Genomic DNA, 19,412 nt, shown 5'->3' on the forward strand with positions numbered 1-19,412 from the left:
CACATCACGCGATTGAGAGTTTGCAGGAAAAAGGATTGACTGAGTGGACATCTTACTTCTTGATGCGTTGGTGCCGGAAGCCATGGCCTGGCTTGAGACCAGGCACGGCGTTGCCTACCATCCCGAGCTTGCCGACGATCTGACATCGTTGCGCAAGATCGCGTACAAAACCAAAGGCATTGTTTTTCCGCGCCAGACCGTCGTCACGCGCGAGTTCCTAGATTTCCTGCCCAAGCTCAAGGCCATTGGGCGCCTGCACGTAGGAACCGACAACACCGACCTGGAAGCTTGCAAGGAGCGCGACATCAAGGTCGTGCATGCCAGCAGCGCCAACGTGCGCTCCAATGCTGAATACCTGCTGAGCAGCCTCTTGCTGCTGTACCGCCGCGGCCTGGTTTCAGCCCTGATGGGACGCCGGCACCCCACAACGCAAATGGGACGCGAGCTTCATGGCAGCACCGTGGGCATTCTGGGCCTGGCCCCGACGGCGCACACGCTGGCCGGCATGCTGAGCGGGCTGGGCGTCCGGCTCGTCGGCTATGACCCTGCGGTTCACCACACTGCGCCCATTTGGGAGCGCCTGCGCATACAGCCTGTTTCCCTGTCCGAGCTGGTCAGCCAGTCGGATGCGGTGTCTGTGCAGATGCTGTATGCCACGCGTTTCCGGGGCTTTGTGAATGACAAACTCCTGGCGGGCTGCAAACGCAACCAGCTGTGGGTCGGCATCAGCCGCAGCGAATTATTTGATGAGGGCGCATTGGCCGCTGCGCTGTGCGACGGCCGCATAGAGGCCTGCATCCTGGATGGCGCCGAAGCAAGCTTCCTGGGCGATGCTTCACCGCTCAAAGGACTGAAGAACCTGTTTGTCACGCCCCGCCTGGGTTCCCACACACGCGAGGCGCGCTTGCGCTCAAGCTGGTATGTGGCCCACCGCATGCATGAAGCCCTGGGCACGCAACACAGCGGCATGGACCAGTTGACCAGCACGCCCATGGGTCTGGAGCCGGGCAGTGTCCCGCCGTCGCAGTGGTCTGAACCGGAATTCATGATCAGATGAGGGCCCCCACGTTCGCTCGCTTCGCGTAGCTCCCTGCCCCCCGAGGGGGTGCTGCGCCTGCGGTCTGGCAAAGCCAGTCCCGCGGAGAGATAGAGCCCCCACGGTCGCTCACTTCGTGTAGCTCCCTGCCCCCCGAGGGGGCGCTGCGCCTGCGGCCTGGCAAAGCCAGTCCCGCGGCCCCTGCTGGCGAAGAAACACCCCTTTAACCGATGCTGACGTTGCCAAGGCTTGGCTTTCGCATCACAACAATAAAAAAGCCCCGCATTGCGGGGCTTTTTACTGGTGGTGGTCTGACGCTTATTTCAGCCGTGCCAGCTGCTCGCGAATCTTGGCCAGGGCTGCCTGGTTATCTGCCAGGCGTTTGCGTTCCTGCTCCAGCACGGCCGGGGGCACCTTGTTGACGAAGGCTTCATTGGCGAGCTTGGTTTCGGACTTGRCAATCTCTCCTGCCAGGCGGGTTTCTTCTTTTTGCAGGCGAACCTTTTCCGCCGCCAGATCGACTTCCATGTAAAGGCACAGGCGCGCTTCGCCGACGATGGCCACCGGTGCCGACTGCGCTGCAGCAGCCCAGCTGGCTTCGTCATCGAACACCTTCACTTCGCTCAGTTTGGCGAGTGCCTTGAGCACCGGGGCGACGTCCTGCATGAAGGCTGTGTCGCCCAATACATAAAGCGGCATGCGCGTGGCTGGCGACACCTTCATCTCACCGCGCAGGTTGCGGCATGCGTCCACCAGCGTCTTGAGCTTGGTGACGTGCGCTTCGGCCTTTTCATCAATCTTCTCGGGCTGGCTTTGCGGATAAGGCGCGACGCCGATGAACTTTCCTGTTTTGCCGGCGACGGGCGCCACGGTCTGCCACAGCTCTTCCGTGATGAATGGGATCACCGGATGCGCCAGGCGCAGGATGGCTTCCAGCGTGCGGATCAACGTGCGGCGCGTGGCGCGCTTTTGCGCATCCGTGCCGGTCTGGATCTGCACCTTGGCGATCTCGAGGTACCAGTCGCAGAACTCGTCCCACACGAACTGGTAAATGCTGCCGGCGACGTTGTCCAGGCGGTAGTCGGCAAAGCCCTTGGCCACGTCGGCTTCCACGCGCTGCATGGTTGACGAAATCCAGCGATCGGCCTGCGAGAAGCTCAGGTAGTTGTGAAACTCCCCGCCGGGCGCGCATTGCTCTTTGGTGTGCTCTTCCAGCCCGCAGTCCTGGCCCTCGCAGTTCATCAGCGTGAAGCGTGTCGCGTTCCAGAGCTTGTTGCAGAAGTTGCGGTAACCCTCGCAGCGTTTGCTGTCGAAGTTGATGCTGCGTCCCAGGCTGGCCAGCGAGGCAAAGGTAAAGCGCAGCGCATCCGCACCGTAGCCGGGAATGCCCGCCGGGAATTCCTTTTCGGTGTTCTTGCGCACCTGTGGCGCGGTCTCGGGTTTGCGCAGGCCTTGCGAGCGTTTTTCCAGCAAAGGTGCCAGCTCGATGCCGTCGATCAGATCGACCGGGTCCAGCACATTGCCTTCGGACTTGCTCATCTTCTTGCCCTGTGCGTCTTTCACCAAACCGTGGATGTACACGTGCTTGAACGGCACCTGGCCGGTGAAATGCGTGGTCATCATGATCATCCGGGCGACCCAGAAAAAGATGATGTCGTAGCCGGTGACCAGCACGCTCGACGGCAAGAAGAGGTCCAGCTCCTTCGTCTTCTCTGGCCAGCCCAATGACGAGAACGGCACGAGTGCCGATGAGTACCAGGTGTCCAGCACGTCTTCATCGCGTCGTAGGCCGTGCTGATCGAGTATGGCTAACCTTTCAGCCGTGGTGCTTTCGCCCGTGTGCGCAAGTTCTTCGTAGTCATCATCAGCTAGACAGTTTCGAAAGTCGAGAAACTGCTCTTCTGCTTCTTCTTGATTTCGTGCAACGTAGACGTTGCCTTCAGCGTCGTACCAGGCCGGGATCTGGTGGCCCCACCAGAGCTGGCGCGAGATGCACCAGTCCTGGATGTTGTTCATCCACTGGTTGTAGGTGTTGACCCACTGCTCGGGCACGAACTTGACCTCGCCGCTGCTCACCGCATCGCGCGCCTTCTGCGCGATGGATTTCCCCGTCGGGTCCTGGTCGCTTACCTTGCTGAGCGCCACAAACCACTGGTCGGTCAGCATGGGTTCAACCACCGCGCCGGTCCGTGCGCACACAGGCACCATGTTTTTGTGCGGCACGGCTTTTTCGAGGAAGCCCTGGGCTTCCAGGTCTTTCAGCACCGCCTTGCGGCAGTCATAGCGGTCCAGGCCCTGGTATTGCGCCGGGCCGTTCTCGTTGATTTTCGCGTCCAGCGTGAAGATGGTGATCAGCGGCAGGTTGTGACGAAGCGCCACCTGGTAATCGTTGAAGTCGTGCGCGCCGGTGATCTTCACCACGCCGCTGCCGAACTCGGGATCGACGTAGTCGTCGGCGATCACCGGAATCTTGCGGTCGCACAACGGCAGGTCGACCATCTTGCCCAGCAAGTGCTTGTAGCGCTCGTCGTCCGGGTGCACCGCCAGCGCGCCGTCGGCCAGCATGGTTTCAGGGCGAGTGGTGGCAATGTGCATGCCGCGCAGCGGTGAGCCGTCAGCAGCCTTTTGCGGGCCATCGCTGAAGGGGTACTCGATGTGCCACATGAAGCTGTCGCGTTCTTCGTTCTCGACTTCCAGGTCGGACACGGCGGACTTCAGGATCGGGTCCCAGTTCACCAGGCGCTTGCCGCGGTAGATCAGGCCCTGCTTGTAAAGCTGCACAAAGGTCGAGGTCACCACCGTCGACATCTTCGGGTCCATGGTGAAGTACTCGTGCTTCCAGGCCACGGAGTCGCCCATGCGGCGCATCTGGCGCGTAATCGTCGTGCCGGACTCTTCCTTCCATTCCCACACCTTGGCGACGAAATTCTTGCGGCCCAGGTCATGGCGGCTTTTGCCTTCGCCCTGCAGCTTGCGCTCCACCACGATCTGCGTGGCGATGCCGGCGTGGTCTGTGCCGGGCACCCACAGCGTGTTGTGGCCAAGCATGCGGTGGTATCGCGTCAGCGAATCCATGATGGTCTGGTTAAACGCATGGCCCATGTGCAGCGTGCCCGTCACGTTGGGCGGCGGCAGCTGGATGGAAAACGAGGGCCTGGACGCATCCAGCGTGGGCTCGTACTGGCCGCTTTGCTCCCACTCGGGGCCCCAGCGGCTTTCAATCGCGGCCGGCTCGAAGGATTTGGCCAGGCCGTCCAGCCCCGGTGTGGCGACTTTCACGGCCCCAGGGGCGGTGTTGGCGGTATCTGCAGGGGTGGCAAGGGTGGGGGCGGCGGCGTTGGTCATGGGGCAATGAAAAACGGCATCGAAGGGATGCCGCCTTGGGTTGGGTGAAACACCCCTGATTTTATTCGACTGGCTGGTGGCCCCCGCCTTGGCGCCGGGGTGGCCCGCGCCAACTCAGGTTTTGCGCGCCGCCGCCACACAGGCTTTGAGCACCGCCGTGTCGCCCAGCTGGTTGGCCATCAGCAGGATCAGCCGGGCATTCAGCAGCTCGGATTCTTCCCGGCTCAGGCCCTGGTGGGCGTCCAGCAGGCACTCATAAAACGCGTCCGCGTCCTGGAAATGCAGGCGGGTCATCAAAGGGCTGTCGGCTTTCATGCGCGTTCCTTTCCGTCTTGGCCGGGGTTTGTACCCAATGCATTGGCCACGGCATGTATCACCGAGGCGTCCACGCTYTCSCCSGTKGCGGCSAYATGGCCGTCGGGCCGCAGCAAGGCCCAGGCGTGGCCGAACACGTGGCAAGTCGTCTGTAAATGACCTTCTTTGTCGATCACGTGCTCCAGCGCAGTGGCCCGCTCGTCATGCCCCAGCACCTGTACACAGTGAATGCCGGCTTCTTTCGAAAGCGCGGCAAGCCGTACCAGCGCCATAGCCGAAACATCGCCAAACACCAGCAACAGCAGCCTGCCATGGGCCCAATCCAGCAAGTCCAGCAATTCGCCCGGGCTGTCGTCCGCCCAGGCAAAGCCCACGTTCTGCGTCGCCCGCCCGCCGGCAGGCCCGCAGACCTCCGATCGTGTGTAGTGGTTGGGCGTCGACATGCGCCCGGTGTTCACAAGCTGCCGCGCGAACAGGTGTTCCCGCGCCAGGCTCAGCGCTGCCGTACGAAACAGCCGCTCCGCACCGTCGGCCGGCCGCAAAAACCGCGCAGTGCGGTTGGTCACCAGCACATTGTGTTGTGCCGCTTCATGCCGTTCGTGGTGGTAGCTGTCGAGCAGGGCAGGTGCGGCACGGCCCTGCAATACCGCCGCCAGCTTCCAGGCCAGGTTGTCGGCGTCCTGCACGCCCGAGTTGCCGCCGCGCGCGCCGAAAGGGCTCATCACATGGGCCGCGTCGCCGGCAAAAAACACGCGGCCGCAGCGCAGGCTGTCCAGGCATTCGCTGCGGTAGGCGTAGGGGCCAACCCAAACGATTTCGTAGTCGGCATCGTCCAGCTCCTGGCCCGCCTGGCTTTTGAACTGCGCCTTCAGGCGCGCCCGCACCACATCCTCACGGCTGACGTCTTCGGGATTGGCATGCGGCGGCATCTGGTAGTCGATGCGCCAGACGCCATCGGCCATCAGGTGCTGCCATACGGCGCGCCCTTCGTTGAAGGGGGCTTCAATCCAGGTGTGGCGTTCCACCGGTGGCGGGTTCCTGAAGCGCACGTCGGCAATGCACCAGCGGTCGTCGCCTTTTTGCGCGGTGACGGTCGCGCCGCACCAGGCGCGAAACGGGCTGCGTGAGCCGCTGCAGTCGATCACATGCTCAGCCTGCAGGGTGTAGGGCCCCACCGGCGTCTCAAGCTGCAGCGTGGCAAATTCTTCGTTCTGCTCGAACCCGGTGACGCGGTGGCTCCAGCGGATATCGACCAGGCGATCTTCCAGCGCGGGCTGATGGAGCTGTTCGACCAGAAAGCCCTCGACATAAAACTGCTGGATGTTGATAAAGGGCGGCTGCCGGCTCAGTGAATGCGTCTGCTGCTGGCGCAGGTCAAACGCATAGACCTCGTCGGCGCCGGCAAAGGTGCGGCCCACACTCCACTGCACGCCTTTGGCGGCGATGCGTTCATAAATACCCAGGCGCTTGAAGATCTCCAGCGTCTTTTGTGCGTAGCAGATGCCGCGCGATGACGCGCCCTTGACGCCCACCGTGTTGTCTTCGTCCAGCAGCACGGCCTTGACGCCGTACTGCGCCAGCGCACAGGCCAGCGTCAGGCCCGTGATGCCGCCGCCAACGATCACGACGGCGTGGCGTTTCACTTCTCCGGTGCGCAGCTCCGGCGGCTCGACAAAAGGGTATTCGGGCAGGGCGTAACCCTTGCCCTGGGCAAACTCATAGCCGTTGGTAAGCGTGACCGGCAGTGCGCCTGTGGCAGCGAGGCCCTGGCTTGTGTTTGTCTCAGGCATGGACTGCTCCTGCGGTTTTTTTAGCGTTTTAGGCGTTTTAGCCATACAGGTCGAGCGCGAGCAGCTATCAAAAATATAGCAACTGACCCCAGGCCGCCGGCGGTGTCTTACCTGGGCTCTTTGATCGCTTCTGCGCGTGTTTACCTATCCGTAATGAATTTACCATAACGTAATTTTGGAATGGGTCAAGGCAAAAAGCGTGGCGCAGGAAATCGGGCTCTACGACGCGCATCGGCTTTCCACTGCGCTGCGCGCCCTGTCGTAAAGTGGGGGTTTCGCCTTATCTCCCGAACCAAAGCATGCTGTTTCTCATCTCGCCGGCCAAATCCCTCGACTACGACACGCCGCCGCACGTCGCCACCCACACCCAACCGCTTTTTACCCGCCAGTCTGCCCAGTTGATCGACGTGCTCAAAACCCGCACACCGCAGCAGATCAGCACCCTGATGAAACTGTCCGACGCCCTGGCCGGTCTGAATGTCGGTCGCTACCAGGCCTGGTCGCCCCGGTTCACGGCCAAAAACTCCAAGCAGGCTGCGCTGGCGTTTGACGGTGATGTGTATGGCGGCCTCAATGCGAAAACACTGAGCGCCCAGCAGCTCGACTGGGCGCAGGACCACGTCTGCATCCTGAGCGGCCTTTACGGCGTATTGCGGCCGCTCGACCGTATGCAGCCTTACCGGCTTGAAATGGGCACCGCGCTGGCCACACCCCAGGGTAAAAATCTTTACCAGTTCTGGGGCACGCAAATTTCCGATTACCTGAACCAGCGCGCGGCAGCGGACACCTCGCCCGTGATTGTCAACCTCGCCAGCGAAGAGTATTTCAAGGCGGTGGACCGCAAGGCGCTCAAGGCGCGTGTGGTGAGCTGTGTGTTTGAGGAGTTCAAGAACGGCAAATACAAAATCATCAGCTTCAACGCCAAGCGCGCGCGCGGGTTGATGGTTCGCTATGCCATCGAGAAGAAGCTGGGCAGCGTCAAAAAGCTGGAGGGCTTTGACGCCGAAGGCTGGCGCTTTGATCCCAAAGTGTCCGAACCCGACCGGCTCGTGTTCCGCCGCAAACAGGCCGCCTGAGCCGCCTCTCGCCCATGAGCTCGCAAGCCCGCACCGACCAGCAGCTCACGCCGGAAGTGCTGGCGTGGATGACGGCGCAGGCAAACCTCGGCCACTCCCGGGACGAGATTTTCAACGCCATGCTGGCGGCCGGCTGGAACCACGATGCCGCCACGCGCGCGGTGCGGCTGACGCCCGAAGACCTGGCGGCCGTCGTTGTACCCGCGCTGGCCCTGCCGGTCACCAACAACATGGTGGATGCCGGCGACAAGTGGGTGGAGATACTTTTTTATGCCCAGCAGCCCAATGTCATCGTGCTGGGCAACCTGTTGGGCCCGAACGAATGCGAAGCGCTGATGGAGGCCGCCCGGCCGCGGCTGGTGCGTTCGCTGACGGTGGACACCAAGACCGGCGGCGAGGAACTCAACCCTGACCGCACCAGCGAGGGCATGTTCTTCAGGCGCGCCGAAAACGCCGTGGTGCGCCAGGTCGAGGCGCGCATTGCCAGAATCTTCGGCTGGCCGCAGGAAAACGGTGAAGGGCTGCAGGTCCTTCACTATGGCCCCGGCACCGAATACAAACCCCACTACGACTACTTTGACCCGACCGAGCCCGGCACACCCGCCATACTGCAGCGCGGCGGCCAGCGGGTGGCAACACTCATCATGTACCTGCATGAGCCCGGAGAGGGCGGCGCCACGGTGTTCCCCGACATTGAAGTGCGGGTGGCGCCGCGCCGCGGCAATGCGGTGTTTTTCAGTTATCCGCAGGCACTGCCTTCCAGCCTTACGCTGCATGGGGGCGAGCCGGTCACCGCTGGTGAGAAATGGATTGCCACCAAGTGGCTACGGCAGCGGGAGTTYACGTAAACCCCTGTCGGACGCTTGCAGGGGACGGCGCCTGCGGCCGGGCAAAGCCCGTTCCGCGGAGGGATTTAGCCCCCACGGTCGCGCACTTCGTGTCGCTCCCTGCCCCCCGAGGGGGCCGCCCGCCCTGCGGCCCGGCAAAGCCGGTTCCGCGGCTCATGCTGATAGGGATTGCATGGTGACGCATGAGGGACGMGCCGATTGACGCGATTCGGGGAGTGCAGACCATAATGGTTTATGAAAATACGCGCCAACAACATCGACATCGAAATCGAAGACACCCACCCCGGCGACGCCACGGGCCGGCCTGTGGTGCTGCTCATCATGGGGCTGGGCATGCAGCTGATCGCCTGGCCGCCGGCCATGGTGCAGGCGATCACTGACGCGGGCTTTCGCGTGGTGCGCTTTGACAACCGCGACATCGGGCTTTCGCAGCACTTTGACCACCTCGGCGCGCCCAGCCTGCTGTGGGAGGGGTTCAAGTTCCGCATGGGGTGGCGCATCCGGCCGCCCTACAGCCTTGAAGACATGGCCGCTGACACCGTGGGCGTACTGGATGCGCTGCACATCGGCAAGGCCCATGTGGTGGGGGTGAGCATGGGCGGCATGATCGCGCAGCGCGTTGCCGTGCTGGCGCCATCGCGCCTGCTCAGCCTCTCCAGCATCATGAGCTCCAGCGGCGCACGCGGCCTGCCGGAAGCCAGGCCGGCGGTGGCCCGTGTGCTGCTCAGCCGGCCCGCCGGTCGGGGTGTGCAGGCGGCCGTCGACCACACGGTGAAGCTGCTCAAGGCCATCGGCAGCCCGGGCTTTCCCATGGACGACACCGAGATTCGCGAAAAAGTCGCTGCGGCGGCGCAGCGCAGCTTTCATCCGCAGGGCGTTCTTCGCCAGATGGTGGCCGTTGCCGCCGACAGTGCGCGCGCCGCGTTGCTGGCCAGGGTCACCGCGCCAACACTGGTGGTGCACGGCCAGGCCGATCCGCTCGTGCCCATGGCTTGCGGTGAAGACACGGCGCGGCGCATTCCCGGCGCCCGCTTCGAAAGCATTGAAGGCATGGGCCACGATTTGCCGCCCGGTGTCGTCGACCGCTTGCTGGCCTTGCTGATTCCGCACTTCAAAGCGGCCAGCTGATATAGCCCCCACAGCTTGGGGCCTTGGCCAGGCGGCTTCTGGCCTGAAGCCGCTTAGCAGCGAAAATGGGCGCATGAACACCCCTGAACAATCCCAGCTCGGCAAATCGTCGCCCTATATCGACCAGTACGACGCGTCGCTGCTGTTCCCGATCCCGCGCGAAGGCAAACGCGCCGAAATCGGCATTACCGGAACACCGCCGTTCTTCGGCGCCGACATGTGGACCGCATTTGAGCTGAGCTGGCTCAACATGCGCGGCAAGCCGCAGGTGGCACTGGCGCAGGTCACCGTGCCCTGCGAGTCACCCAACATCGTGGAGAGCAAGTCCTTCAAGCTCTACCTCAACAGCTTCAACAACACGCGTTTTGCCGATGCGCGCGATGTGCGCGAACGCATACGCGCAGACCTTAATGCCGTCGTCGGTATGGGTGTCGGCATCAAGACGCTGGGCCCCGAGCTGTTCGACCGTGAGCCCGTGCATGAACTCGACGGCCTGAACCTGGACCGCCTGGACGTCGAATGCATCCACTTCACACCCACGCCCGAGCTGCTGTTTGCCGAGTTCGACGAACCGCCGGTGGAAGAGACACTCACCAGCAACCTGCTCAAGAGCAACTGCCTGGTGACCGGCCAGCCCGACTGGGGCAGTGTGCAGATCCGCTACGCCGGCCCGCAGATCAACCAGGAAGGCCTGCTGCAATACCTGGTGAGCTTTCGCAACCACAACGAGTTCCACGAACAATGCGTCGAGCGCATCTTCATGGACGTCTGGACGCGCTGCAAACCCATGAAGCTCTCGGTGTATGCGCGTTACACCCGGCGCGGTGGGCTGGACATCAACCCGTTTCGCACCAGCCACCCGCAGGCGTTGCCGCCTGCTGTTCGAACCGCCCGCCAATAATTTCCAGTGCAGTCTGCTATTAAATTAATAGCTGCTTGCGCACGTCCTGTATGGGCTAAAGCCCGAATTCATTGAAATTCTTGAGCGGACCAAGCCCGGGGAAGCTGGCAGCGCGTTTTTCTTTCATGGCGGTGACCGCCTCACGCACATGCGCGTTGCTCCAGATCGCGCCCTGCAGCCAGCCCATTTGCCTGAGCGCGTCATCCACCGAATGGTCTCGGGTGTAGTGGATGGCCTGCTTGGTGCCCCAGATCGCCACGGGCGGTTTGGCGGCGATTTCCGCAGCGCACTGCATCGCCGCTGCCAGCATCGCTCCGGCTGAATCAAACACTTCGTTGACCAGGCCGTAGCCCAGGGCCTTGGCGGCAGGCATGCGGCGGCCGGTGTAAGCCAGCTCTTTGACAACGGCCAGCGGCACCAGCTTGGGCAGGCGCTGCAGCGTGCCCACGTCGGCCACCATGCCGATATTGATTTCCTGGATGCAGAAGAATGCGTCGGCGGTCGCGTATCGCAGGCAGCAGGCTGTCACCATGTCGACCGCGCCGCCGATGCAGCCGCCCTGGATCGCCGCGATCACCGGGATGCGCAGGGTTTCGAGCTTGGTGAAGGTGGCCTGCATGTCGCCCAGCATGTCAAAGATGGCGGCGCGGCCTTCGGGGCTCTGGTCGTCCATGGCGATGTCGCCRCCAAAGGTTTCCAGCGCCATGCCGGCGCTGAAATGCTTGCCGGTGCTGGAGATCACCAGTACGCGGGCCTCGCCGGCCTTGTGGATGTGCGTGAGCACCGCATCCAGCTCGCGCCAGAAGGTCGGGTGCATGGTGTTCATCGCCTCGGGGCGGTTCAGCACCAGATGGGCGACGTGGCCAATGGTGTTGAAGGTGAAGCAGGTCAGGGCAGGTGGGGTGGGGGCATTCATGCCCACACTCTAAGTCAGGCAACGAGGTCCAGCCAGTCACACCTGAGACGCTGCGAAGCGTGCGCACGTGCCCGCGCATACACATACAGCCGCGGCGCCAGGATGCCCAGCAGGCACAGCGGATAAGCCCAGGCTGCCTCAAAGACGTAAGCCGGCAACCAGCCCGTCCAGCCCAGGAGCCAGGCTGTCAGCACGGCTTCCCAGATCTGGCATTCAAGGGGATGCGCCGCCTGCTGCGCCTCGCGCCAGTCTTTCAGGCGCTGAAACTGCGCCAGCGTGATGGCGTGCCAGTACGGCGACCGGGAAGGTGTGGATGTCGGGGAAGGGTCGGCAGGATCGGGCATAAAGAAGCCTCCGTGCAGAAGCTTCAATGTAAGTTTCGTGAAAGCCTCTGTCAACGGCGCGAAAGGGTGAAAGGTGTCCCCAAACCGTTAAAAAAGCCTCAAAACGCTTCAAACCCTTTGGCCGTAAGGCCTGCGTGCGCCCTCAGATCCGGCGGCGGCGCGGCACCACACTGAGCTGCAATGTCAGCTTGCCGGGGGCGGCCGCCACGGTGTAGTTCTGGGGCGGGATGTCAATCAGCTGGTCGGCGTGCCAGACCTTGATCTGCGCGGCGCCCTCAGGCAACTGCTCCAGTTCGGCCAGGCCATCGGCATTCGTCAGCGCGGCCCAGGGCGACTCGCTCACATAGACATGGCCGCGCATGGAGCCGTGGATATGGCAGCCCAGCAGTACCGCGCCGGCCTTCGTGAAGGTGGCGTCAGCGGTTTTCGCGGGTTTGCCTTCTGGTTTGCCGTCGAGCCGCAGCTCGAACCCTTCGCCAGGCGTTGCATTGAACTGCGCCGCCCCTGCGGCCGAGCCGCGCACATGATGCTCCCAGGGGTCGTTGTTGACGAACTGGGCCCTGGCGCCCAGCGCCACCACACTCACGGCCGGCACAAAACGCATCTTTTCCTGGTAAATCGTCACCTGGCTGGGCAGCGGGTTTTTGGGTGCGCCGGTTTTGGCGGAAGGCAGCACGATGACTACGGCGTCGGGCGCCGGCTTGCCTTCCTTGTCCAGCACCTGGACAGAGAGGTTTCCGGCTGCAGCCCATATGGGTAGCGCGCAAGCAGCTATAAAAAAGAGAGCAGATGGCAACATCCGCGAAAATGGGTGCGAAAGAGGGCGCGAAAAGGGGCGTGTCAGGTGGGGCATAAGGTTCTTTCGGTTTCAGGCTTTGCGGGGCGTCAGCCATGCCAGCACGGCCGCTACGGCGAACAGCGCCAGCACATCGCCCCAGAGGTGGCCCATGGTGTGGTGGCCGCTGAATGATTGCACCGCCATGATGGCGCCGTGCACGACGCTGGACCAGACGGTAAACCAGATCAGGCTGAGGTGTGCCGCAGGGTTGCGGGCTGCCAGCACAAGGAAGACGCCCAGCGTTGCGTAAAGGCCGAGGATCATCTCCAGGTAGTACGAGCGCCCCTCTGCGTGCCACGACCAGCCGGAAGGCCAGACGATGGTGAGCGGCCACAGGGCAAAAATGAAAACCAGGCCTGTCAGCATCAGGGCGATGCGCAGGTATTTGGCGCGGTCGGCGTCAGTCATGTTTTTTCCTTCGAGTCATCAGGCGCGCRCATTTCCGAAACTGCGCTCGCACTTGCCGGACGTGGATGAAGGCCAGCCATTGCAGCGCAGGCCGCGCCGCAATGGTGACTCAAGACAGCTTACTTGGCGGCGGGCTTGTACTCAGCCACGGCCTTGGCCAGGTCGCGGGTTTCTTCGCAGGTAGCGCAAATTGCCTGCAGCTTGGCCAGTTGCGCGTCGGCCTGGGCTTTCTGGTTGGTCTTCAGGTAAGCGATGCCCGAGTATTCCAGCGCGCCCTTGTGCTTGGGGTCCAGCGCCAGCGCCTTGCCATAGGCGGCAAATGCCTCGTCGTACTTGCCCATCCAGCGGTTGGAATAACCGAGGTAGTTGTAGGCGTCGGCATTTTTCGGGTTTTTGGCCACCACCTTGTTGAAGCTGCTCACGGCTTCAGCCCAGTTCTTGGCGTCGATGGCCTTCTTGCCTGCCGCGAAGTCGTCGATCTGCGCGTTCTGCACAGGGGTTGTCTGGATATCGGCTGCCAACGCTGCACCGGCCAAAGCCAGGGCAATGACAGGAAATGCGATGAAGTTGCGGATAGAAAAAGTGTTCATGTCGGGCTCCTTGAGATATCGGTTGTTGAAACGCGCTGCAAACCAGCACCTAAGACAAACGAGGAAAACCGTAAAACAGATGCAGGTGAGTTGTAATTTATTTGTAAATGGCCTAAACCAGCTCGTGCATGATCCGGGCCGTTCCGGAAACCTTGATCGAGGCCCCGGGAGCGGGTGGAATTTCGGCGCGCAGGCAGGAGCGCATGCCCATGTCTTCACCCTGCACGATATCGATGGCGCCGCCGTGCGGCCACTTCAGGTCGCGCAGGTAGCCCRCAAAAGCGGCGGTGGCTGCACCTGTGGCCGGGTCTTCGTACACGCCGCCGGAAGCAAACGGATTCCGGGTGTGAAAGAACCGGGGTGTTTGCGCATGGGCCAGCAGAATGGTCACCAGCCCCGCCTGGTTCATCAGTTCGCGGCCCATATCCAGGTCGTATTGCATGGCCGCCAGTTTGTCGCGGCTTTTCAGGGCCAGGACCAGGTGGTCTGCGCCGCCATGGGCCAACGCGGGCGGAATACGGGGATCCAGGTCATCCGGTGTGTAGCCGAACAGCGCCAGGGTGGCCAGCACCAGCGGCTGTGGAGCCGCCTGGCTGCGCGTGGGCGGCGATTGCAGCGCGGCGGTGATCGTCTCCCCGTTGCGCCGGCCTTCAACCGTGATACTGGCCTGATTCAAGGTCAGCGCAAACACGCCATCGCCATGCTGCAGGGCCAGGGCTGCGCCCAGGGCTATCGTTGCATGGCCGCAGAAGGGCACTTCGGATTCCGGCGAAAAGTAGCGAACCCGCCAGCCGGCGCCGCTTGCAATGGCGAAAACCGTTTCCGAAAAACCAAGCTCTGCGGCAATGCGCTGCATCTCACGGTCGGCCGGAAATTGGTCGGCGATCATCACACCGGCCGGGTTGCCGCCGGTGTTTCCGTCAGAAAAGGCTGCAATCTTCAAGACACTCATCGTTTCCCTTGTGAAATGGAACGCGGGCTGCTTGCCCGTGCGGCGCAACTCAAATGGCGCGCTGCCACCGGAGGCCAAAGGGCAATACCCGCGGGCCGAACAAAAAATGCAGCACCCTGCGCACATTGCCGCCGGTGGATCTGGACGAAGCATGCAGCAGCAGCGGGCGCATGGCCATCGCGCTGCCTTGCCCGGCTGTGCAGGTGAACTCGCTTTGGACCTGGCGGGCTGCTGCAGCGTTCTTCGCTTGCATGCGGCCGTACAGGTGGGACCCCGGAACCACGCGCAGCGGGCCATCACTGGCACCGCAGGCATCGATGTGCAAACGCACCGCCACCAGCTGCTCCAGCAGCTCGGCGGGCGGCTGGACATAAAGCGTGCCTTCCTTCCTGGACCAGCCGCTCAGGCTCGCGTGTTCCACATGGTCTGCCACGGGAATGCTCAGGTCCTGGTGCACCGGAACCAGCCAGTTGCGCGACGCCGATTTCTCGAAGTAGGTACATTGCACCGCCGCAAAACCGGCCGGAACCAGGGGTGCCATCGATGCATGTCGGCGCACTCTTGCTGCGAGTGTCTGGCACCAGGCTTCCGACAACAGGCAACGTGTTCCCGCCGAGTTGGCGGAAATCCCGGCAAGACGCGAGGCGGCCGATGCGCACTGCGCGGCAGTCAGAACCTGCGGAACAAGTGCAAAACCCTGGGTTGTGAATGCGGAGTGGTCCATGCCAGGCTTTTTTTATGTTTTGCGAGGTTGCCGGAGATCAAAGCATCGACTGAAAAAGCGAGAGATAGTCCGGATGCAGCGAGACCGTGTTGTGGGAGGTTCCGGGCAGCATCTTCAGCACGGCCGCGCCATTCCTGAAGTGCGCGTGCAGCTGTTCGGTGCTGGCTTTCGGGATCACTTCGTCGTGCTCGGCCGAAATCAGCAGCGTGGGAGCGGTGACCCTGGCCGCGTACTTCCAGGATTCGAACTTGTCGGTCAGAAGCCAGGAAACCGGAAACCAGGGAAAGCGCTGCGCGGCCAGTTCCTGGATGCTGTTGTAGGGCGTCACCAGAATCAGGCGCGACACCGGCCGCTGGCTGGCCACCCAGACCGCGACTCCCGAGCCCAGGCTTCTGCCCACCACAACGACGTCTGAATGCATCTTGCTGACATGGTCGAAGAGGGCCAGGGCGTCGCTTTGAAGCGCCGCTTCGGTGGGGCTTCCGGTGCTTCCGCCATAACCGCGGTAGTGAAGCAGGTAGAGCGCGTGGGCCGGAAATGCCTGCGAGAAAGACGGCAAATTTGGCGAAACGTCTTCGCCATTGCCGCCGAAGTAAATGATGGCCTTGGGCCCAGCCGTTTGCCGGGCCGTGACGACGAGCGCCGCGTCCGGTGTCTGAAGGTGCAGCGTTGTGGCCGGGCCGCCCCATGACCTCGGCTGCGGGAAGTRGATCAGCGAACGTTGAAACGCAAACAACGCCGCGCAGATGCCCACGTAAGCGAGCACCATGACCACCAGAAAAACAGTCACCGTGCGGCGCACCATGAAACCCGGCGTCTTCCACCGCAGAGCACGCCGCCAATCAGGATGATGCGGTCCAAAAGGCCACGAACAAGGTTCATCGGATGCGCCGCATTGAGTGAGTGCCTGAACAACTCAGTTCAGCCGCATGTCTGCGCTGAGTTGGTTGATCAACTCTGCACTCGTTTCCACATACTTCAAAAATGCCACTTCATCCTTGTTGATGGTCTTGCGCGCCATCATGTCGTTCAGGCGCGCGTCCAGGCTTTGCCAGTGAATTTGGCGATTGCCCACAAGATACACCGGAACCCTGGTCAGCTGCCTGCTTTTGATGATCTCGATGATCTGGAATATTTCCCACTCGGTGCCGGTACCTCCCGGTGCAATCACGATCGCGGCCGAGTGCTTGATCATCGCCAGTTCGCGGATGGCGACGCTGGAAAAAATCAGGCCATGGGTCACATAGGCATTCAGGGCCTGCCTGGGGTCACCACCATAGGGTTTCAGCGTGTCGTTGGCCGTCGAGCGGTCGTAGTAGGTGGTGTACCCGACGCTGGGGCCTCCCGCCTCTTTTGCGCCGCGGTTGCCGGCTTCCATCAGGCCCGGGCCCGCGCCCGTCATGATCGGATACAGCTTGCCATAACGCGTGGTCCATGCGTGCGCAAAATTCCGGATGTCTGCATAGATGGCATCGTTTGCCGCCCTGATGGTGTCGTTGCAGTTCTCACCGCGCGCGTCGCAGGCGGCATTTTTCTCGCGGATGCGGGAGCTGCCATAGATGGAGACAAAGCCCCGCGGAAAATGCATGGCCTTCAGGGCGTCAGAGCAATAGGTGTCCTGAGCCATCAGTTTCACGGGGACGATGTTTTCAACGCCTGCATAGGCCCCGATGTAATCGGCGTTCGGGACATCTGCTTTCGCTACCGCGCACTCCAGCCGCAACTCCGTGGGCTTGATCGCAGACGTTGCCGTGGTCGGCGGTGGTGTGGCACACCCGAGGAGGGCGGCGGTGGCCACACCGAGGGATAGAAACAATTTGAGGCTGGCGTTCATGCTGGTTCTCCCTTTTTACGGTACCTATCTGAATTGAGGCCCGGATGCCCCCACGCTCACCACAGCTTGGCGCAATTGCCGCTGAACACCACCGTTGCGCTCGGGCTTGCGGGTGTGGCGCTGGTTTCCAGCGTTACCACCAGCTTGCTGACTTTGGACAGCAGCTTTTCCGAGGTGTCGGGCAGCATGGAAACCGCCGACCCGCTGGTGGGCACGTCACCCAGCGAGAACGCCGGGCCAGTGGCCGGCACCGCCCACAGCACCAGGGTGCCGGTGGCCGGCGGCGTGATCGGGCCTATGACCTTGACCGTCATGGTCTTGCCGTGGCGCAGTGAGCTCACCAGCAGCTTGCCGTTGCCCTGGATGTCGGTGAGCAGGCCGACATAGCTTTGCGGCAGCCTTTCGCCCGAGCGCATGGCGAGCTGGTCGCTGGACATGAAGAGGGTCGGCATGGCGACAAAGAACGCGCTGGCCGCGACCACGCCCGCGGCCAGGCCGCCGAAGCCGAAGCCTGCAGGTTTGAGCCAGCCCAGCCAGGAGGGTTTTGCCTGCCGCGCCTGTTGCGTCGCAGCAGGTTTGGTGCGTGCGGCAATGGCGGCCCACACCTTCGCAGAAGGTTTGTGCACCGGCACCGACATGGCAAGCTGGCCCAGCCGGGCTTCCCATTGCGTGACCCGTGCGCGCACATCGGCCCGGTCGCGCAACAGGCGCTCAAAGCGCCGGCGCGCGCCGCCGTGCAGCGTGCCCAGCACATAAGCTGATGCGAGGTGTTCAAGCAATTCGGAGCCGGTGTATCTCATGACGCCACCACCCCTTGCGCCGCCAGGCAGCCCTTGAGCTTTTCGAGCCCGCGCCGTATCCAGGCTTTCACCGAACCCAGCGGCGCGCCCATTTGTGCCGCCACTTCCGTGTGCGACAGGCCTTGGTAATACGCCAGCGCCAGGCTTTGGCGGTAGCTGCCTTCCAGCGAGTTCATGCAGCCATCGATGTGCAAGGCTTCAGTAGCTTGCTCTAGAAGCTGCATGGCACTGGGGGCGGGCGCGGCGGTGGTTTCAGTGTCTTCTTCATCCACATCGCCGGATTCGGGCAATTCGCTTTCCTTGCGGCGCGTGCGGGAGCGCAAGGCGTCCAGCGCCTTGTTGCGGACGATGGCGATCAGCCACGTCATGGGTTGAATGGTTTGCCCGTCCACCTCACTGCGGTAGCCGGCAGCGTTTTTCCAGATGCTCACGTACGCCTCTTGCAGCACATCTTCGGCCGCGTGTCCTTGTCCCAATATACGTACGGCAACGCCAAACAGATGCGTGTGGGTGCGTTCATAAACCTGGGCAAAGCAGGCGTGGTCGCCTTGCCCCGCGCTGGCGATCAGCGCCTGCAGGCTGCGGGTGTCCGTGTCAGGGGCCGGTTTCATGCGGCTGAGTATAGGGAGTTCCTGGGGCGTTTTGCCATTGCCACAGGCGCGCGGGGCGGAGCCGCATTTTTTGAAAAATCCTGCATCCGATTCCTGTCGGGCGGCGTTTGTCTTGGGTAGGCCGGACGCCGCGCCGGGCCGCACCCCCTCCGGCCATCGGTTGTTGGGGCTTTTTTACTGTCTTTTTTACTTCCTTTTAACCCGGGGACCTGTCACTATTTGCAGGGCTCCCTCTCAGGAGATCGCCATGACACCGATTGCACCCGCCACCCCACCCTGGTTCCACGCCCGCTTTTCGGCCGCCGCGCTGTTGACCGGACTGCTGCTCAGCGCCTGCGCCGGCGGCCCGGCCGCGCCGGTCGATGCCGGCAAGCCGGCCCCCGTTGCGCTCAAGCCGGCCGATGGCGAACGCGTGGCTTTCACCTGGCACGCGGTGGGCTCGCAGATCTACGAATGCCGCGCCAGCGACAAGGGCGGCTGGGCCTGGGTGTTTGTGGCGCCGGAGGCAGACCTCTTCAACCAGAAAGACGAAAAAGTCGGCACCCATGGCGCCGGGCCGAACTGGACCGCGCTGGACGGCAGCAAAACCGTGGGCACCGTCAAAGTGCGCGCCGACGGCGAGCGTCCCGCTGACATCCCGCTTCTGTTGTTGACAGCCAAATCTGCTGGTGCCCCGGGCAAGATGGCCGCTGTCACCAGCGTGCAGCGCCTGAACACCGAGGGCGGCAATGCCCCGGCCAAAGGCTGCGCCACGCCGGCGGATGCGGGCAAGCGCGTGAAGGAAGGCTATACCGCCGACTACGTGTTTTTCACGGCGAAAAACGCCTGAAGAAGTGAGGCCTGACATGTCCGTGCTCAAGAACCTTTTTAGCGCCAGCAAGAGCCCCAAACACGGGGCCACAGGGCCGGAAACAGGTCCCGTCAAGATGAACCTTGACGAACGCATGGAGTTCAGG

Annotated in this window: 20 protein-coding genes; 6 read left to right on the forward strand and 14 right to left on the reverse strand. The window is 62.7% G+C overall.

Annotated features, from left to right (window positions below; genetic code table 11):
* Positions 1 to 43 precede the first annotated feature (43 nt).
* Positions 44 to 1,057, forward strand: coding sequence for an NAD(P)-dependent oxidoreductase (locus AC1D0Z_RS05530; protein ID WP_477657238.1), 1,014 nt, complete (start codon positions 44 to 46; stop codon positions 1,055 to 1,057).
* Between the two features lie 297 nt (positions 1,058 to 1,354).
* Here the strand turns inward: AC1D0Z_RS05530 and AC1D0Z_RS05535 are convergent, their stop codons facing one another.
* The 3 genes from AC1D0Z_RS05535 to AC1D0Z_RS05545 all read right to left on the reverse strand — a co-directional run bounded on the left by AC1D0Z_RS05535 (position 1,355) and on the right by AC1D0Z_RS05545 (position 6,486).
* On the reverse strand, positions 1,355 to 4,381 hold the full coding sequence (locus AC1D0Z_RS05535) for a valine--tRNA ligase (RefSeq protein ID WP_477657239.1): 3,027 nt from the start codon (positions 4,379 to 4,381) through the stop codon (positions 1,355 to 1,357).
* Between the two features lie 114 nt (positions 4,382 to 4,495).
* Positions 4,496 to 4,696, reverse strand: coding sequence for a DUF2783 domain-containing protein (locus AC1D0Z_RS05540; protein WP_477657240.1), 201 nt, complete (start codon positions 4,694 to 4,696; stop codon positions 4,496 to 4,498).
* Entirely contained in the window at positions 4,693 to 6,486 is a 1,794-nt protein-coding gene (locus AC1D0Z_RS05545; RefSeq protein ID WP_477657241.1) for an FAD-dependent oxidoreductase, read from the reverse strand. The genes AC1D0Z_RS05540 and AC1D0Z_RS05545 overlap by 4 nt, the downstream gene beginning before the upstream one ends.
* Positions 6,487 to 6,785: 299 nt before the next feature.
* Between AC1D0Z_RS05545 and yaaA the strand changes: the two genes are divergently transcribed.
* From yaaA to queF, 4 genes are all read left to right on the forward strand, one after another.
* Positions 6,786 to 7,562 (forward strand): peroxide stress protein YaaA, encoded by a 777-nt coding sequence (yaaA, locus tag AC1D0Z_RS05550; protein ID WP_477657242.1) that lies wholly within the window; start codon positions 6,786 to 6,788, stop codon positions 7,560 to 7,562.
* Positions 7,563 to 7,576: 14 nt separating this feature from the next.
* A complete protein-coding gene (locus AC1D0Z_RS05555; protein ID WP_477657243.1) occupies positions 7,577 to 8,410 on the forward strand; it encodes a 2OG-Fe(II) oxygenase in 834 nt (277 codons plus the stop codon).
* A gap of 234 nt (positions 8,411 to 8,644) precedes the next feature.
* The gene (locus tag AC1D0Z_RS05560) at positions 8,645 to 9,538 is read left to right on the forward strand and encodes an alpha/beta fold hydrolase (protein ID WP_477657244.1); all 894 of its coding nucleotides are present in this window, start codon (positions 8,645 to 8,647) and stop codon (positions 9,536 to 9,538) included.
* A gap of 73 nt (positions 9,539 to 9,611) precedes the next feature.
* A complete protein-coding gene (gene queF, locus AC1D0Z_RS05565) occupies positions 9,612 to 10,439 on the forward strand; it encodes an NADPH-dependent 7-cyano-7-deazaguanine reductase QueF (RefSeq protein ID WP_477657245.1) in 828 nt (275 codons plus the stop codon).
* A 55-nt stretch (positions 10,440 to 10,494) separates the two neighbouring features.
* On the opposite strand, the gene AC1D0Z_RS05570 is transcribed toward queF, so the two are convergent.
* The 11 genes from AC1D0Z_RS05570 to AC1D0Z_RS05620 form a co-directional block, all read right to left on the reverse strand.
* A complete protein-coding gene (locus AC1D0Z_RS05570) occupies positions 10,495 to 11,355 on the reverse strand; it encodes an enoyl-CoA hydratase-related protein (RefSeq protein ID WP_477657246.1) in 861 nt (286 codons plus the stop codon).
* A 14-nt stretch (positions 11,356 to 11,369) separates the two neighbouring features.
* Positions 11,370 to 11,699, reverse strand: coding sequence for a hypothetical protein (locus AC1D0Z_RS05575; protein WP_477657247.1), 330 nt, complete (start codon positions 11,697 to 11,699; stop codon positions 11,370 to 11,372).
* A gap of 142 nt (positions 11,700 to 11,841) precedes the next feature.
* Entirely contained in the window at positions 11,842 to 12,498 is a 657-nt protein-coding gene (locus tag AC1D0Z_RS05580; protein ID WP_477657248.1) for a cupredoxin domain-containing protein, read from the reverse strand.
* 69 nt (positions 12,499 to 12,567) lie between these two features.
* Complete coding sequence (locus AC1D0Z_RS05585) at positions 12,568 to 12,945, reverse strand: DUF6632 domain-containing protein (protein ID WP_477657249.1); 378 nt, start codon at positions 12,943 to 12,945, stop codon at positions 12,568 to 12,570.
* Positions 12,946 to 13,064: 119 nt separating this feature from the next.
* Entirely contained in the window at positions 13,065 to 13,535 is a 471-nt protein-coding gene (locus AC1D0Z_RS05590) for a tetratricopeptide repeat protein (protein ID WP_477657250.1), read from the reverse strand.
* A gap of 112 nt (positions 13,536 to 13,647) precedes the next feature.
* Positions 13,648 to 14,487 carry a PhzF family phenazine biosynthesis protein gene (locus tag AC1D0Z_RS05595; RefSeq protein ID WP_477657251.1) on the reverse strand — a complete coding sequence of 280 codons (840 nt, stop codon included), beginning with the start codon at positions 14,485 to 14,487 and terminating at the stop codon, positions 13,648 to 13,650.
* Positions 14,488 to 14,536: 49 nt separating this feature from the next.
* Positions 14,537 to 15,211, reverse strand: coding sequence for a phytanoyl-CoA dioxygenase family protein (locus tag AC1D0Z_RS05600; RefSeq protein WP_477657252.1), 675 nt, complete (start codon positions 15,209 to 15,211; stop codon positions 14,537 to 14,539).
* Positions 15,212 to 15,248: 37 nt separating this feature from the next.
* On the reverse strand, positions 15,249 to 16,016 hold the full coding sequence (locus tag AC1D0Z_RS05605; RefSeq protein WP_477657253.1) for an alpha/beta hydrolase: 768 nt from the start codon (positions 16,014 to 16,016) through the stop codon (positions 15,249 to 15,251).
* A gap of 111 nt (positions 16,017 to 16,127) precedes the next feature.
* Positions 16,128 to 17,045, reverse strand: a complete 918-nt coding sequence (locus AC1D0Z_RS05610) for an LOG family protein (RefSeq protein ID WP_477657254.1) — start codon at positions 17,043 to 17,045, stop codon at positions 16,128 to 16,130.
* Between the two features lie 56 nt (positions 17,046 to 17,101).
* Positions 17,102 to 17,845: an anti-sigma factor gene (locus tag AC1D0Z_RS05615; RefSeq protein WP_477657255.1), complete on the reverse strand. Its 744-nt coding sequence runs from the start codon at positions 17,843 to 17,845 to the stop codon at positions 17,102 to 17,104.
* Positions 17,842 to 18,456 (reverse strand): RNA polymerase sigma factor, encoded by a 615-nt coding sequence (locus AC1D0Z_RS05620; RefSeq protein WP_477657256.1) that lies wholly within the window; start codon positions 18,454 to 18,456, stop codon positions 17,842 to 17,844. Before AC1D0Z_RS05620 ends, AC1D0Z_RS05615 begins: the two co-directional genes overlap by 4 nt.
* Before the next feature lie 247 nt (positions 18,457 to 18,703).
* Between AC1D0Z_RS05620 and AC1D0Z_RS05625 the strand changes: the two genes are divergently transcribed.
* Positions 18,704 to 19,285, forward strand: a complete 582-nt coding sequence (locus AC1D0Z_RS05625) for a DUF3455 domain-containing protein (protein WP_477657257.1) — start codon at positions 18,704 to 18,706, stop codon at positions 19,283 to 19,285.
* Positions 19,286 to 19,412: the final 127 nt, after the last annotated feature.

The sequence above is a fragment of the Polaromonas sp. P1_E3 genome (assembly GCF_056405935.1).